The sequence below is a fragment of the Allomuricauda sp. CP2A genome, assembly GCF_001683915.1.
In the GTDB taxonomy this organism is placed as follows: Bacteria; Bacteroidota; Bacteroidia; order Flavobacteriales; family Flavobacteriaceae; genus Flagellimonas.
Map to the genome: position 1 here is coordinate 25,377 of NZ_LXTT01000033.1, position 14,048 is coordinate 39,424.

Below are 14,048 nucleotides of genomic sequence, written 5' to 3' on the forward strand. Positions count from 1 at the left end.
TGTTGTTTTCAACTGTTGGTTTTCCCATTTTTGCCTAAAAATTAGTACATGCCACGTATTTCCAACAAGGGGAGACAAATGCCAGCCTCTCCTATCCGCAAATTGGTTCCCTATGCAGAAAATGCTAAAAAGAGGGGGGTCAATGTCATTCACCTCAATATAGGGCAACCCGACATCAAGACTCCAAAAGTTGCATTGGATGCCGTAAGAAACCACAACATTGAGGTGCTGGCGTACAGTATGACGGAGGGCTCCGAGGAATATCGGGAGAAAATTGCCCAGTATTACGCCAAAAAGGACATTCATGTTACGGCAAATGACATCATTGTGACCACGGGCGGATCCGAGGCGCTTTCCTTTGCCATGGGCACCATTATGGATGCTGATGACGAGATCATCATCCCAGAGCCGTTTTATGCCAATTACAATGGGTTTGCCACCGCATCGGGTGTAAATGTGGTCCCGATTGCCTCATCCATTGATACTAATTTTGCCCTTCCTCCCATTGCGGATTTTGAAAAATTGATCGGTCCAAAAACAAAGGCCATCCTCATCTGCAATCCCGGAAATCCCACGGGGTACCTGTACCGAAAAGAGGAGATACGGCAACTGGCCGCATTGGTCAAAAAACACGATTTGTTCCTTATTTCGGATGAAGTGTACAGGGAGTTCACCTATGATGGCCAACAACATTATTCCATTTTACAGGAAAAAGGCCTTGAAGCCAATGCCATTGTGGTGGATTCGGTTTCTAAAAGATACAGCATGTGCGGGGCACGAATTGGATGCCTGGTATCAAAAAATAGGGATGTGATTCAGACCGCGATGAAATTTGCCCAAGCACGATTATCACCTCCCACATTCGCACAGATTGCCAGTGAAGCTGCTCTGGAAACCCCTCAGTCTTATTTTGATGATGTTATTGAGGAATACGTAACCAGAAGAGATACCCTAGTTTCAGAACTCCAAAAACTGGATGGGGTAAAAGTGGCCGTTCCTCGGGGAGCATTTTATTGTGTGGTGGAATTGCCCATTGACGATGCCGATGATTTTGCCCAATGGCTCCTGGAAGATTTTGAAATTGATGGCAGTACCGTAATGGTTGCCCCGGCAGCAGGGTTTTATGCCACACCCGGTTTGGGAAAAAACCAGATCAGGATTGCCTATGTGCTGGAAAAAAACCAACTTGTAAAGGCCGTACAGATTCTTGGCAAAGCCTTAATACAGTACAATTCCACCAAGTGAACCTACAGGAAAACATATCCTTAAAACACTACAATACCTTTGGTATAGATGTCAAGGCCCGGTATTTTGTGGAAATTACCGGATTGGCCCAATTGCAGAAAATTCTTGAGTTGGAGGCTTATCCCGAAAAATTTATCATCAGTGGGGGAAGTAACATGCTGCTCACCAAGGATATTGATGCTCTTGTGATGCACATCAACCTGAAAGGCATCAGCATTGTTGATGAAAATGAAGATGATGTGGAAATTAAGGTCATGGCCGGTGAAAATTGGCATGAACTGGTTTTGTGGAGTTTGGACAAGGGGTATGGCGGTTTGGAAAACCTTTCGCTCATTCCCGGAAATACGGGAACCGCGCCGATTCAGAATATTGGAGCTTATGGGGTGGAACTCAAAGATGTTTTTGTGAGTTGCTCCGCCATGGAAATGGAAACTGGGGAGCTGGTAGCCTTCGGTCATGATGCTTGTGAATTTGGCTACCGCGATTCCATTTTTAAAAATGAGGCGAAGGGGAAATATATCATCACATCGGTAAACCTAAAATTGACGAAAAAGAACCATACCCTTCATACCGGATATGGATCCATTGAAGCAGAGCTCAAGGAAAAGGGCATTGTACACCCAACCATACGCGATATTTCCAATGCGGTGATTGCCATCCGACAGAGCAAATTGCCCGACCCAAAAAAATTGGGCAACAGTGGAAGTTTTTTTAAAAACCCCGTTATTTCACAGAAGGCCTATGCCAAATTCATAAAAAAACATCCTGGGGCTCCTTTCTACGAGGTGGATGGGGATCAGTATAAAATTCCGGCAGGTTGGCTTATTGAGCAATGTGGTTTCAAGGGAAAACGCTTTGGGGATGCGGGCGTGCATGAAAAACAGGCCTTGGTCCTCGTAAATTATGGAAACGCAACGGGAATGGAAATATGGAAATTGGCCCAACAGATACAAAAAGAAGTAGCTGAAAAGTTTAAGATTAAAATTCAACCTGAGGTGAACATCATAAAATAACCCCCGCATTGAAACAATAACGGGGGTTATACCAAACCAAACTAACCAAAATTATATATATCGTATGAGCTTAAACGCCCTTTCTTTTCAATTTCAAAGCCGGTAAATAAAGCTTTTTCTACCTTAGCTTTGTTGTATATACGATATAAACCCTATTTTAGATTTCAGCCCCTTAAAATTTTACCCTATTGCACCCTAAATGAGCACACTGATTGAGAGACATATTGTTTCACTACTGGCAGAGAAGGACGATAAAGCCATATCCTTATTGTATGAAAACTACGGGGATACACTCTTTGGTGTGGCCTACAAAGTAGTAAAAGATGGAGATTTGGCCCAGGATGTACTTCAGGAAAGTTTCATCAAAATCTGGAAAAAAGCCGATACCTATGATGCTTCCAAGGCCAAACTTTTTACGTGGTTGTTCCGGATTACCCGGAATACCGCCATCGATAAATTGAGAAGTATAAATAATAAATCGGACAAGGAAGTCCAAATCGACGTTTCAGACGTATATAACCTAGGAGTGAGTGGGATTAGTCCCGAACATCTGGATGTCCAAGAAAACCTGCACAAAATAGAGGAAAAGTACAGAATTGTTCTTGAAGCCCTATTTTTTGAAGGAATGACGCAGCAAGAGGCAAGTGACGAACTGGACATTCCCCTGGGGACCATCAAATCAAGGTTGAAGATCGGTCTACGGGAACTTGGAAAGATTTACGGTACAACCATGACCTTACTTCTATTGCTAAACATATTGCCATGAAGGAAAAAGTAAAAACATTTTTGGATTCGGACATACTCGAAAAATATTTGGTTGGAGATGCTTCAAAAGAGGAAACGCTCCAGGCGGAACGTTACATTGCCATGTATCCTGAGGTAAGGGATACGTACAATGAACTTCAAGATAATTTGGAGAATTTTGCCAAGTTGTATGCCAAGAAAACCCCGGAAGGGCTCAAGGAAATCATTATTGCCAGCGCAAAACAGGAAAAGGCCGTCTTTAAAAGGTTCTATAAATATGCCATTGCTGCCAGTGTGGCCATTATGCTCTTCGCCGGATCTTCCTATTTCTTCTGGAGCCAAAACCAAAGCCTTCAAGAAGAAAATACCCTGGTCACCAACAAAATCAAGTATTTGGAGGACAATATGAAGGACCAACTGGAAGACATGCGCAACCAGTTCATCGTCCTTAACAACCCCGACACCCGAAAGTATCAAGTAAAAGGCGAAAGGGAAGGAAAGGAACTCAAGGCCATCGCCTATATCAACCCCGTCAAAAAACTGTCGTACATCAATGTGAGCAATGTTCCCCAACTACCGGAGAACAAATGTTTTCAAATGTGGGCAGAAGTCAATGGAGAGCTGGTAAACTTGGGTGTCATCAAAGAATTTGATGACAAGGACAAACTTCTTGCCCTACCCTATGCGGACAAGGCCGTAGGTTACATCACCATTGAACCTGAAGGTGGAAACACCTCTCCATCGGTGGAAAATATTGTGGCCAACATCAACTTTTAAGACATCCAGCACCTAAAGTATCCCTAAATCCTAACGCTTTAGTTGGGTATTTTGTACCTTTGTACAAAAGTTGGATATGAAGTTAGTATTGTTGACCATTGCTCTATTGGCATTGGCATTTGCAGGAATAGCCATTAAAATCTGGGGTAAAAAAGACGGAAAGTTTGCAGGGACATGCGCAAGCCAAAATCCCTACTTGAACAAGGAAGGGGAAGCTTGTGGTTTCTGCGGAAAGCAGCCGGATGAGCAAGAATGCAAAAGAGACACCATGCCAGAACTTCAGTAAGCCTCCTTTTGCAACCCATACCGCAAAATCACATTTTTGGAGAAAACTGAGCAATCCATCAAGGAAAACATTCAAAAGGCCAAAGAAGGCAATCAAATTGCCTTTAGCACACTACTGGACACTTTTTGGAACGATGTTTATGGATTTCAGTTGATGAGGACCAAAAATGAAAACGATGCTGAGGACATCACCATCCGCACCTTTTCAAGAGCCTTTGACAAGATAGACACCTATGATGACACCTATGAGTTCAAGACATGGCTCATTACCATATCCAAAAACCTGCATGTAGACCTCATCCGAAAAAGAAAGCGTAGTCTTTTGGATGAAATGGAGTCCAAAGGAGACGAGGTAAAACGAGTATTAGACGAAACCCCGTCCGTGGAAGACCGACTGATCACGGAGCAGAACCTGGCCAACTTATTGCAGGACATCAAAAAATTAAAGCCCCACTATCAAAAAGTCATCAATCTCCGATATTTCAACGAATTGAGCTATGCCGATATCGCCAAAGAACTCAATGAACCCGTAAACAATATCAAGGTAAAGCTCTTGCGTGCCAAAAAGCTTTTGGCCGAAATCATCAAAAAAAAGTGAGCCGTTCCCACGGTGCAAGTTTCCTTCCCAGTTTCGTATCTTTGTAAATCAAATTTTGTTGTATGAGCACAAGCGTAGCGGAAAACGTACATCCACCAAAAGGAAAACCAAAATGGCTTAGGGTAAAGCTCCCCACAGGAAAGAAATATACCCAATTGAGAGGCCTTGTGGACAAGTATGACCTACATACCATCTGCACTTCGGGAAGTTGCCCCAATATGGGCGAATGCTGGGGAGAGGGCACTGCTACCTTTATGATCTTGGGGAACATTTGCACCCGTTCCTGTGGATTCTGCGGTGTAAAAACCGGAAGACCGGAAAGCGTGGACTGGGCAGAGCCCGAAAAAGTGGCGCGCTCCATTAAGATCATGAACATTAAACATGCCGTGCTTACTTCCGTAGATAGGGACGATTTAAAAGATATGGGTTCCATCATCTGGGCCGAGACCGTTAAGGCCGTCAGAAGAATGAACCCAGAAACCACCATGGAAACCCTAATTCCCGATTTTCAAGGAATTGAATCCCATTTGGATAGAATATTGGAAGTGGCCCCCGAGGTTATTTCCCATAATATGGAAACCGTTAGAAGGCTCACGAGAGAAGTCCGGATTCAGGCCAAATATGACCGAAGCTTGGAAGTATTGAACTATTTGAAGAAAAATGGGGCCAATCGGACCAAATCCGGGATTATGTTGGGCTTGGGTGAAGAGGAAGATGAGGTCATTGCCACCATGGAAGACTTGAGAAAGGTAGATGTTGATGTGGTGACCATTGGGCAGTATTTGCAGCCTTCAAAAAAACACCTCCCCGTAAAAGAGTTCATATTGCCCGAACAGTTCAAAAAATATGAGGAAATTGGATTGGAAATGGGCTTCAGGCATGTAGAAAGTGGCGCGCTGGTGCGATCATCCTACAAGGCCCATAAACATATACACTAGGTCGTGACCTACCCACCCTATTATGAAAAACATTGTAATCGGCATAAATGGCTTTGGCCGAATTGGAAGGACACTTTTCAGACTTCTACAAAATCATCCCCATATCACCGTTGCGGCCATCAACGATTTGGCCGATGCAAAGACCTTGGCCCATCTCCTCAAATATGACAGTATCCATGGCCAACTCACTGCTGATGTGGGTTCCGATGGCAATCATATTACGGTAAATGGAAATAAAATCAGGGTTCTCAACCATCAGCATCCCAAAGAAATCGACTGGAAAGCACATGGCGTTGACCTTGTAGTGGAAGCCACTGGAAAATTCAAAACAAGGCAAGATTTGGAGTTTCACCTGAAAAATGGGGCCAAAAAAGTGATTCTTTCCGTACCTCCGGAGGATGAATCCATAAAAATGGTGGTTTTAGGCGTAAATGAAGGGCTTATCGACGCAGAAGATGATATTATCTCCAACGCTTCCTGTACCACCAACAATGCCGCTCCCATGATTAAAGTGGTACACGAACTATGCGGGATTGAACAGGCCTATATCACCACGATTCATTCCTATACTTCGGACCAAAGACTGCACGATGGCCCCCATCGCGACCTAAGAAGGTCCAGGGCGGCAGCACAGTCCATTATTCCCACCACAACCGGAGCAGCAAAAGCTTTGACAAAGATTTTCCCAGAACTGTCTGATGTTATTGGAGGATGTGGCATTCGGGTTCCTGTGCCCAATGGTTCCCTTACGGACATCACTTTTAATGTTAAAAAGGAGACCTCAATTGAAGAAATAAATGCTACCTTTAAGAGGTATGCTGAAAATGGATTGAAAAACATACTCTTTTATACTGAAGACCCCATTGTTTCCATCGATATAAACAATAGTTATCATTCTTGTACGTTTGATTCTTTGATGACATCCGTTATTGGTAGAATGGTGAAGATCATTGGATGGTATGACAATGAAACTGGATATTGCTCCAGAATTGTTGATTTAATAGCTTTGCTTATTAAGAAAAATTACGTTTGACCTCGAACTTACTATACAAATGGATTGGTGCTAAGACGCTGTTTCTGCTGTGCATGCTACTATGCACCCAAGTTCTCTTTGGTCAAAACCAAAACGATATCAGTTCCACGGCCAAAGTACAGGCCATCTTTGATAAATTCACAGAGTATAGGCATCAAAACAAAATAGACAAGGCCCTTGAAACCTTGGATGAAGCCGCCAATATTGCAGAAAACAATGAGGATGTAAAGCTATTGCTGGACACCTATCACCAATATGCCCGATTATTTCTGGAGGAAGGTGACAGGGAAACCGCCATTTTTTATTGGGACAGGGCCAGTATTCTGCTAAAGGACATTTCCTATTCATACGGCCAAGCCTTTCACCTGTATTTGGATGCCGCACTTCGTTTTGAGGAGGGCAATAACTTTCAATCCTTAAAATCATTGGAAGAATCAAGAATGTTGAGCAACAACAGGAATCTCAGCAATAACATCCTCCTTTTGGAAGCCTATATTTTCACGAACATCGAAAAATATGACGATGCCATAAAAAACCTCCATGCCCTTATTGTAAATTCAGATGATAAGGAAAGGGCCTATCTGGCAACTCAAGCAAACCTCCAATTGGCCAGGATAAGTACCAAAATGAACGATGCTGAAGAAGGTATTGTCCATTCAAAGGCAGCGCTGGAATTGGCAGAAAAGCATGGATTTGCCAAGGAAATACGGGCAGCCAACGAAGAGTTGTCCTCTATTTATGAGGTCAAGGGCCAATACAATGAAGCCCTAAAGTACAATAGGGCACTGGAAAAGATAAAAGATTCCATCTTTAACATAGAAAAGGCCAAACTGGACGCCAATACCGCAGACAAAATACGGTTTGAGCACCAAATGAACGAAATAAACAAGCTCACGGCCAAGAATGAGGAGCTGAGCGAATCCAAAAACCGCTCAGAGATCACTGCGATATTGACCTCTGCATTTTTGACCATAATCTCCTTGCTGGCCGTATCCCTTTTCAGGAACAACCAAATCAAGCTTAAGACCAACGATCTGTTGTACACCAAGAACAAGGAACTGGAGTTGGCCAGGGATTCTGCGGTCTCCGCCATGGAGGCCAAGACCAATTTCCTCTCTACGGTTACCCATGAACTTCGCACCCCCTTATATGCGGTAACGGGGCTCACACACCTGTTGTTGGAGGAAAACCCGGCCGAGCACCAAAAAGAACACCTGAAATCATTGAAGTTTTCGGGGGAATATTTGTTGAATTTCATCAATGACATTCTTCAGATCAATAAAATAGATGCTGATAAACTGGAACCGCTGAGCATTGAGTTCAAGCTGGAAAAAGTGCTTGCCGATGTTGTGGATTCCTTGCAGCAAAATGCAAATGAGAACAAATCCAAGCTCGTTTTGGATTATGACCCCAATATCCCCCAACAGCTTCTTGGTGACCCTATCAAATTGTCCCAAATCTTTATGAATCTTGTGGGGAATGCGCTTAAATTCACTAAAAATGGCAAAGTGGAGGTCATTGCCAAATTGTTGAAAAAAGAAGAAGATCAAGTAAAACTCTATTTTGAGGTCAGAGATAACGGTATTGGAATTTCCGAAGACCAACAGAAAAACATCTTTGACAGTTTTGAGCAAGGTTCCATCCAAATCAATCGCGAATATGGTGGTACCGGCCTTGGCCTTACCATAGTAAAAAGTTTGCTCGGGCTCTTTGGAAGTACCATTCACTTGGAAAGTGAACTGGGCCATGGAAGTTCCTTCTTCTTTGAAATGGATCTAAAATGTGATGATAAAGCACTTGATGAAATCGCCTTTGAACTCAATCCTGAAGAATTTGACTTTAAAGGACTACATATATTGATCGTGGAAGACAACAAGATCAACCAGGTCATCACCAAAAAAATGCTCACCAAAAAAGAGATTACCTGCGACATTGCAAACAACGGTAACGAGGCCATTGACATGGCCAAAGCAAACACGTATGATTGCATCCTCATGGACATCCACATGCCAGGGATCAGTGGTGAGGAAGCCACGCGCCAAATCCGAAAATTTGATCCAGATATCCCCATTATTGCGTTGACCGCAATTTCCTTGGATGACAGTTTGGAGAGTTTTTACAAAGCGGGCTGCAATGATGTGGTCACCAAACCCTTTAAACCAGAGGTGTTCTACCAAAAAATTGGTGAAAATATCTTCAAGCGAAAAATGCAAGGTTTGGTCTAAACCAGACTTTTAATGGTTTTTTCCAAAAAAACTTTGTCCTCAGCACTAAAGCTATGGGCAATTTCCACATAAAACAGGTTTTTCACCATACCCTTTAAGCGCACATAATCCTTTTCAGTGGTCAAGATCAGCTCATGATCCTTGAATTGCTGCACATCTTTTTCCGAGAAATTGTGGTGGTCCCCAAACGCAAAATGGGTAAACACCAACCCCAAAGACTTTAAATAGTTTACCAAGGGTTCTGGTGATGCAATGCCCGTAACCAATGCCATTTTCTTCGCCTTAATTGCAGAAAAATCCAAATTTTCAACTTTCCCACCTTTAAGCAGTTGATCATATTCCAATTTGGAAAACAATACCTTTTGGTGCGGTAAGGGCTTTAGCCTGTCAATAATTGCTCTCTGTTCTTCCTCCGATAATAACACCGGGCATTTGGTGACAATAATGATATTGGCGCGCTTAGCTTCCCTTTTAGCATCCCTCAGGTTTCCGGTGGGGAGGTACCAATCATCAGCATATAGTTGTCCGTATGCCGTCAGCAGTATGGAAAAATCGGGCTTTACCCTTCTATGCTGAAATGCATCATCCAACAAGATTATTTCAGGTTTTACAGTATTCTCCAACTGGGTAATCCCATTTCTTCGGTCTGCATCCACCGCCACGGTGATTTCAGGAAATTTTTGGTGCAATTGGTAGGGCTCATCGCCCAAATCCAAGACATCACTGTTCGTATCGGCCACTAAAAATCCTTTGGATTTCCGTTTATACCCACGGCTCAGCACTGCAATTTTATGTCCCTTGAGCAACCGGACCAGATATTCAATCATCGGGGTTTTTCCTGTACCGCCAACACTTAAATTGCCCACGCATACTGTTGGCGTTTGGTACGATTTGGATTTCATTACACCGGTGTTATAGAAAAAGTTCCGTATATGCACCACCAAGGCATAGACCAAAGAAAACGGAAACGCTATTTTGCGAAGCAATTGCAGCATGGGGACGAAAATATAATATTTTATCTTTAGCCTACTTAAGAAACACCAAATGACCGTAAAGGATATTACAAAAGTACTGGAAGAGTTGGCTCCTTTGGCACATGCAGAGGATTTTGACAACGTTGGATTATTGGTAGGGGACCAAAACATGACCGTAAGTGGCGTTTTGGTCACTTTGGACACGCTGGAAAACGTTGTGGACGAAGCCATTGCAAAGAAATGTAATCTCATCGTCAGTTTTCATCCCATCATCTTTTCAGGGCTCAAAAAGCTCACAGGAAGCAATTATGTGGAACGAGTGGTGCTAAAAGCCATTGCCAACAACATTGCCATTTACAGCATGCACACGGCCTTGGACAACAGCAAAAATGGGGTCAATGCCAAGATTTGTGAGGTTTTGGGCATCAAAAATCCACAAATTCTAATTCCCAGGGCAGGCACCATTAGAAAACTGACCACCTACGCCCCTAACGGTGAATCAGAAACCATAAAGTCGGCCCTTTTTGGTGCGGGAGCGGGTGAGATTGGAAAATACAGCAATTGTAGCTTTAGTTTGGAGGGCAAAGGGAGTTTTATTGCTGGTGAAGAAGCCAATCCCAGCGTTGGAAAAATTGGTGAGATCCATGTGGAGAAAGAAACGCAGATCAATGTGATTTATTCTTTTGAAAAAGAACAACAAATTTTGAATGCCCTTTTCAATGCTCATTCCTATGAGGAGGTGGCCTATGAAATCTCTTCCTTGGAAAATAGCAACCAAGATTTAGGTATGGGCATGGTAGGCTCACTGGAGACTGAAATGGATGAGGTTGATTTTTTGCAATTCGTCAAGAAGAAAATGAACGCATCGGTGGTCCGCCATTCCAAATTGCTTGGCAAAAAGGTGAGAAAAGTAGCTGTTTTGGGCGGAAGTGGTGCCTTTGCCATTTCAGCAGCCAAAAAATCCCAGGCTGATATTTTCGTTACTTCGGACCTTAAATACCACCAGTTTTTTGAGGCCGAAAACCAGCTTGTGCTAGCCGATATTGGGCACTTTGAAACTGAGCAGTTTACAAAAGATTTATTGGTTGATTATCTTACAAAAAAAATTCCTAATTTTGCAGTCTCTTTATCGGAGAGTATAACAAATCCCATCAAGTATTTATAAATAATATGGCGAACAAAAAAGAAAGCACCGTGGAAGAAAAACTGAGAGCGTTGTACGATCTTCAGCTCATTGATTCCAGGGTCGATGAAATACGCAATGTAAGAGGAGAACTCCCATTGGAAGTACAGGACTTGGAAGATGAGGTATTGGGTCTAAAAACCCGTCTGGACAAACTAAAAACGGATGTGGAGACCATCAATTTCGAGATCACTGCCAAGAAAAACCTCATTGAGGAATCCAAAACGCTTATTAAAAAATACGCCGAGCAACAAAAGAATGTACGAAACAGCCGGGAGTTCAACTCGTTGAGCAAGGAAGTGGAGTTCCAGGAATTGGAAATTCAATTGGCTGAAAAGAACATTAAAGAATTCAAGGCACAGATTGAGCAGAAAAAAGAAGTGATTGCTGACACCAAAGAAAAACTATCGGAGCGTGAAGGTCACTTGAAGCACAAAAAAGGGGAATTGGATGCCATTCTTGCCGAAACGGAAAAAGAGGAAAAGGCCCTTTTGAAAAAATCAGAGGAATACGAGGAAAAAATCGAGGACCGTTTGGTTCAGGCCTACAAAAGAATCCGAACCAATGTTAAAAATGGTTTGGCCGTAGTTCCCGTGGAACGGGGTGCTTCCGGAGGTTCTTTCTTCACCATTCCACCGCAAGTTCAGGTGGAAATCGCTTCCCGCAAAAAAATCATTACGGATGAGCACAGTGGAAGAATCTTGGTAGACCCACTTTTGGCAGAAGAAGAGCAAGAAAGAATGCAGGATTTGTTTGCAAAACTCTAAGTTGCATTTCCCTATAAAACAAAAAGCCACTTTATAAGTGGCTTTTTTTATTGCGCTTCTGTGTCATTTTTGAAATGGGCAAAGGGAGCCTAAAAAAATTTCTAACTATCTTCCAAGAGTTCCAGGATCTTGTTTTCAACTTCCTTGGTTTCCCATTCTTCTGCAATATTCGGCATTTTCAACACCTCTTGCATGATTTCTTCCTGCCTGTCCCCTATCGCCAATGCCTCAGCATACGGTCTCTCTGAAAAAGTGACCCTACTGTACACCGGAATCCATTTATCTGGGTGCTTTGAGGAAAACCATTTCTCAATCTTTTTTTGCAACAGAAATTTAGGGTCGGCGGTTTTACTGCTCATCTCCACAAAATTGCGGTAACTCAATTCTGCGATGGCATCGGCATTGGGTTTGCGCTTTTCCTGATATTGCCTAAAAATGGTTTCCCAATCGTCGCCATGGGTCTCCATGAGTTCATTCAACACATAAATATCTTCAAAACCGGCGTTCATGCCCTGCCCATAAAACGGAACTATGGCATGGGCGGAATCCCCCACCAAAGCCACCTTGTCCCAATAGGTCCATGGGTAGCATTTCATGGTGACCATGGCACTGGTGGGATTTTTGAAAAAATCCTGGGATAGGTTTTCAATGTTCTTTTTCACATTGGGGAAATAGGTCCTAAAAAAGCTCCTGGCCTCATCTTCAGTAGTGATGCTTTCAAAGGAAATTTCTCCTTCAAAAGGCAAAAACAGCGTACAGGTGAAACTTCCATCGATATTGGGCATGGCAATAAGCATGAACTTGCCCCTTGGCCAAATATGAAAGGAGTTTTTGTCCAATTTATGGGTGCCATCTTCATTGGCGGGAATGGTCAGCTCCGTATACCCTACATCGATGAAATCTTGGGAATAGTCAAATCGGCTTCGCCGCTGCATTTTGTGCCGCACCCGGGAAAAAGCACCATCACACCCAAAAATAATATCGTACTGATATTCTTTCCACTCACTTTTTTCTGACTCCCCTGTATAGATTTTGGCCTCGGGAAGATCTACATCCCACACTTTTTCGTTGAATCTGAAAACAGTTCCGGCTTCCTCGGCCAGATCAATCATTTTTTTATTGAGGATTCCCCGGGAAATGGACCAAATGGCCTCTCCTTCCTTCCCATATTTTTGAAAATAGACCGGTTTTTCATTTACGTGCATCGCTCGCTTGTCCAATGGAAGGGCAATTTCTTTGATACGGTCTTCCAACCCCACCTTTCGCAAGGAACGCCACCCCCTGTTGCTCATGGCCAAGTTAATGGAGCGGCCTGAAAATTTGATGGTCCTAATATCGGGCCTACGATCAAAAACCGTAACCGAATGTCCTCTTTTACGTAGATAAATGGCCAAAAGCGAACCCACCAATCCGGAACCGATGATGGCTATTTTTTTAGAAGTCTGTGTCATAAATGCCGAATGGCGAATTCCGATTAAGCTGTAAAAATACGGAAATTGGGTGGCATAAACTGTTTTAAGGGAGCAAGGCAGAAAATCAATATGTTACAAAAAAGACAAACAGCAGGTAGGCCGCTATTTTTCATTTTAACACTTCCTTAAGGTCTTCTGGCATCCATCTTGACGTATATATATTGAATATTCCGCTTCGGCGTCCATATATATGCAAAAAGTCCTTCCCAAAAACTTGCGAAGGACTTTTTTCCTTTTTAAGACAATCTATTTCTTATTTTAAGATTTCATCCACTATGCCATACTCCACGGATTCTTCGGCACCCATCCAATAATCCCGATCAAAATCCTTCATGACCTTTTCAAAAGATTGGCCACAGTTATCCGCTAAAATTTGCGCGCCCAGTTCCTTGGTCTTGATAATTTCCTTGGCCTGAATCTCTATATTGGAGGCCTGGCCACGTGCACCACCACTGGGTTGGTGTATCATTACCCGGGCATGGGGCTGGATAAATCGCCTCCCCTTCTTTCCAACGGATAGAAGAATGGACCCCATGGATGCCGCCAAACCGGAACAAACCGTTGAAACGGGGCTTTTAAGCTGTTTTATGGTGTCATAAATAGCAAAACCAGAAGTTACATACCCCCCTGGGCTATTGATGATCAACTGAATTTCCTTGTTATTTATCATATCTAAGTAGAGCAAACGATCTATAACGTGCTTTGCAGAATCATCATCAACCATTCCCCACAAAAACACTTTGCGATCTTCCAACAATTTTTCTTGGATCAATTCTTGAACCTTAACTTTCTTT

The 14,048-nt window shown here is 43.0% G+C and carries 14 protein-coding genes; 11 read left to right on the forward strand and 3 right to left on the reverse strand.

The window, feature by feature from the left end:
• Positions 1-48: 48 nt before the first annotated feature.
• The 9 genes from A7D14_RS04320 (at position 49) to A7D14_RS04360 (ending at position 8,858) form a co-directional block, all read left to right on the forward strand.
• Positions 49-1,245, forward strand: a complete 1,197-nt coding sequence (locus A7D14_RS04320) for a pyridoxal phosphate-dependent aminotransferase (protein ID WP_067030488.1) — start codon at positions 49-51, stop codon at positions 1,243-1,245.
• Entirely contained in the window at positions 1,242-2,258 is a 1,017-nt protein-coding gene (murB, locus tag A7D14_RS04325) for a UDP-N-acetylmuramate dehydrogenase (RefSeq protein ID WP_067030491.1), read from the forward strand. The genes A7D14_RS04320 and murB overlap by 4 nt, the downstream gene beginning before the upstream one ends.
• A gap of 199 nt (positions 2,259-2,457) precedes the next feature.
• A complete protein-coding gene (locus tag A7D14_RS04330) occupies positions 2,458-3,024 on the forward strand; it encodes an RNA polymerase sigma factor (RefSeq protein ID WP_067030494.1) in 567 nt (188 codons plus the stop codon).
• Complete coding sequence (locus A7D14_RS04335; RefSeq protein ID WP_067030497.1) at positions 3,021-3,779, forward strand: anti-sigma factor; 759 nt, start codon at positions 3,021-3,023, stop codon at positions 3,777-3,779. The genes A7D14_RS04330 and A7D14_RS04335 overlap by 4 nt, the downstream gene beginning before the upstream one ends.
• 76 nt (positions 3,780-3,855) lie before the next feature.
• Positions 3,856-4,065: a membrane or secreted protein gene (locus A7D14_RS04340; protein ID WP_067030500.1), complete on the forward strand. Its 210-nt coding sequence runs from the start codon at positions 3,856-3,858 to the stop codon at positions 4,063-4,065.
• Positions 4,066-4,101: 36 nt separating this feature from the next.
• Positions 4,102-4,662: an RNA polymerase sigma factor gene (locus tag A7D14_RS04345; protein ID WP_067030503.1), complete on the forward strand. Its 561-nt coding sequence runs from the start codon at positions 4,102-4,104 to the stop codon at positions 4,660-4,662.
• A 62-nt stretch (positions 4,663-4,724) separates the two neighbouring features.
• A complete protein-coding gene (gene lipA, locus A7D14_RS04350; protein WP_067030506.1) occupies positions 4,725-5,600 on the forward strand; it encodes a lipoyl synthase in 876 nt (291 codons plus the stop codon).
• 22 nt (positions 5,601-5,622) lie between these two features.
• Positions 5,623-6,633: a type I glyceraldehyde-3-phosphate dehydrogenase gene (gap, locus tag A7D14_RS04355; RefSeq protein ID WP_067030509.1), complete on the forward strand. Its 1,011-nt coding sequence runs from the start codon at positions 5,623-5,625 to the stop codon at positions 6,631-6,633.
• A 53-nt stretch (positions 6,634-6,686) separates the two neighbouring features.
• Positions 6,687-8,858, forward strand: coding sequence for a response regulator (locus tag A7D14_RS04360; RefSeq protein ID WP_067030512.1), 2,172 nt, complete (start codon positions 6,687-6,689; stop codon positions 8,856-8,858).
• Here A7D14_RS04360 and lpxK read toward each other — a convergent pair.
• On the reverse strand, positions 8,855-9,853 hold the full coding sequence (gene lpxK / locus A7D14_RS04365; RefSeq protein ID WP_067030515.1) for a tetraacyldisaccharide 4'-kinase: 999 nt from the start codon (positions 9,851-9,853) through the stop codon (positions 8,855-8,857). The two genes, A7D14_RS04360 and lpxK, sit on opposite strands and share 4 nt — an antisense overlap.
• A gap of 49 nt (positions 9,854-9,902) precedes the next feature.
• Between lpxK and A7D14_RS04370 the strand changes: the two genes are divergently transcribed.
• The gene (locus A7D14_RS04370) at positions 9,903-10,997 is read left to right on the forward strand and encodes a Nif3-like dinuclear metal center hexameric protein (protein ID WP_067030518.1); all 1,095 of its coding nucleotides are present in this window, start codon (positions 9,903-9,905) and stop codon (positions 10,995-10,997) included.
• A gap of 5 nt (positions 10,998-11,002) precedes the next feature.
• The gene (locus A7D14_RS04375) at positions 11,003-11,782 is read left to right on the forward strand and encodes a zinc ribbon domain-containing protein (protein ID WP_067030521.1); all 780 of its coding nucleotides are present in this window, start codon (positions 11,003-11,005) and stop codon (positions 11,780-11,782) included.
• A gap of 101 nt (positions 11,783-11,883) precedes the next feature.
• On the opposite strand, the gene A7D14_RS04380 is transcribed toward A7D14_RS04375, so the two are convergent.
• Positions 11,884-13,233, reverse strand: a complete 1,350-nt coding sequence (locus A7D14_RS04380) for an FAD-dependent oxidoreductase (RefSeq protein ID WP_067030524.1) — start codon at positions 13,231-13,233, stop codon at positions 11,884-11,886.
• A 274-nt stretch (positions 13,234-13,507) separates the two neighbouring features.
• The coding region (locus A7D14_RS04385; protein ID WP_255307384.1) for a ClpP family protease at positions 13,508-14,048 on the reverse strand (541 nt) is incomplete at its 5' end.

What these genes read in the sequence shown, in the direction of transcription:
- A7D14_RS04375 (WP_067030521.1), top strand. Translation starts at nt 11,003, where the DNA reads ATGGCGAACAAAAAAGAAAGCACCGTGGAAGAAAAACTGAGAGCGTTG.
- A7D14_RS04380 (WP_067030524.1), bottom strand. Translation starts at nt 13,233, where the DNA reads ATGACACAGACTTCTAAAAAAATAGCCATCATCGGTTCCGGATTGGTG.
- lpxK (WP_067030515.1), bottom strand. Translation starts at nt 9,853, where the DNA reads ATGCTGCAATTGCTTCGCAAAATAGCGTTTCCGTTTTCTTTGGTCTAT.
- A7D14_RS04320 (WP_067030488.1), top strand. Translation starts at nt 49, where the DNA reads ATGCCACGTATTTCCAACAAGGGGAGACAAATGCCAGCCTCTCCTATC.
- A7D14_RS04360 (WP_067030512.1), top strand. Translation starts at nt 6,687, where the DNA reads ATGCTACTATGCACCCAAGTTCTCTTTGGTCAAAACCAAAACGATATC.
- A7D14_RS04335 (WP_067030497.1), top strand. Translation starts at nt 3,021, where the DNA reads ATGAAGGAAAAAGTAAAAACATTTTTGGATTCGGACATACTCGAAAAA.
- A7D14_RS04340 (WP_067030500.1), top strand. Translation starts at nt 3,856, where the DNA reads ATGAAGTTAGTATTGTTGACCATTGCTCTATTGGCATTGGCATTTGCA.
- gap (WP_067030509.1), top strand. Translation starts at nt 5,623, where the DNA reads ATGAAAAACATTGTAATCGGCATAAATGGCTTTGGCCGAATTGGAAGG.
- A7D14_RS04370 (WP_067030518.1), top strand. Translation starts at nt 9,903, where the DNA reads ATGACCGTAAAGGATATTACAAAAGTACTGGAAGAGTTGGCTCCTTTG.
- lipA (WP_067030506.1), top strand. Translation starts at nt 4,725, where the DNA reads ATGAGCACAAGCGTAGCGGAAAACGTACATCCACCAAAAGGAAAACCA.
- A7D14_RS04330 (WP_067030494.1), top strand. Translation starts at nt 2,458, where the DNA reads ATGAGCACACTGATTGAGAGACATATTGTTTCACTACTGGCAGAGAAG.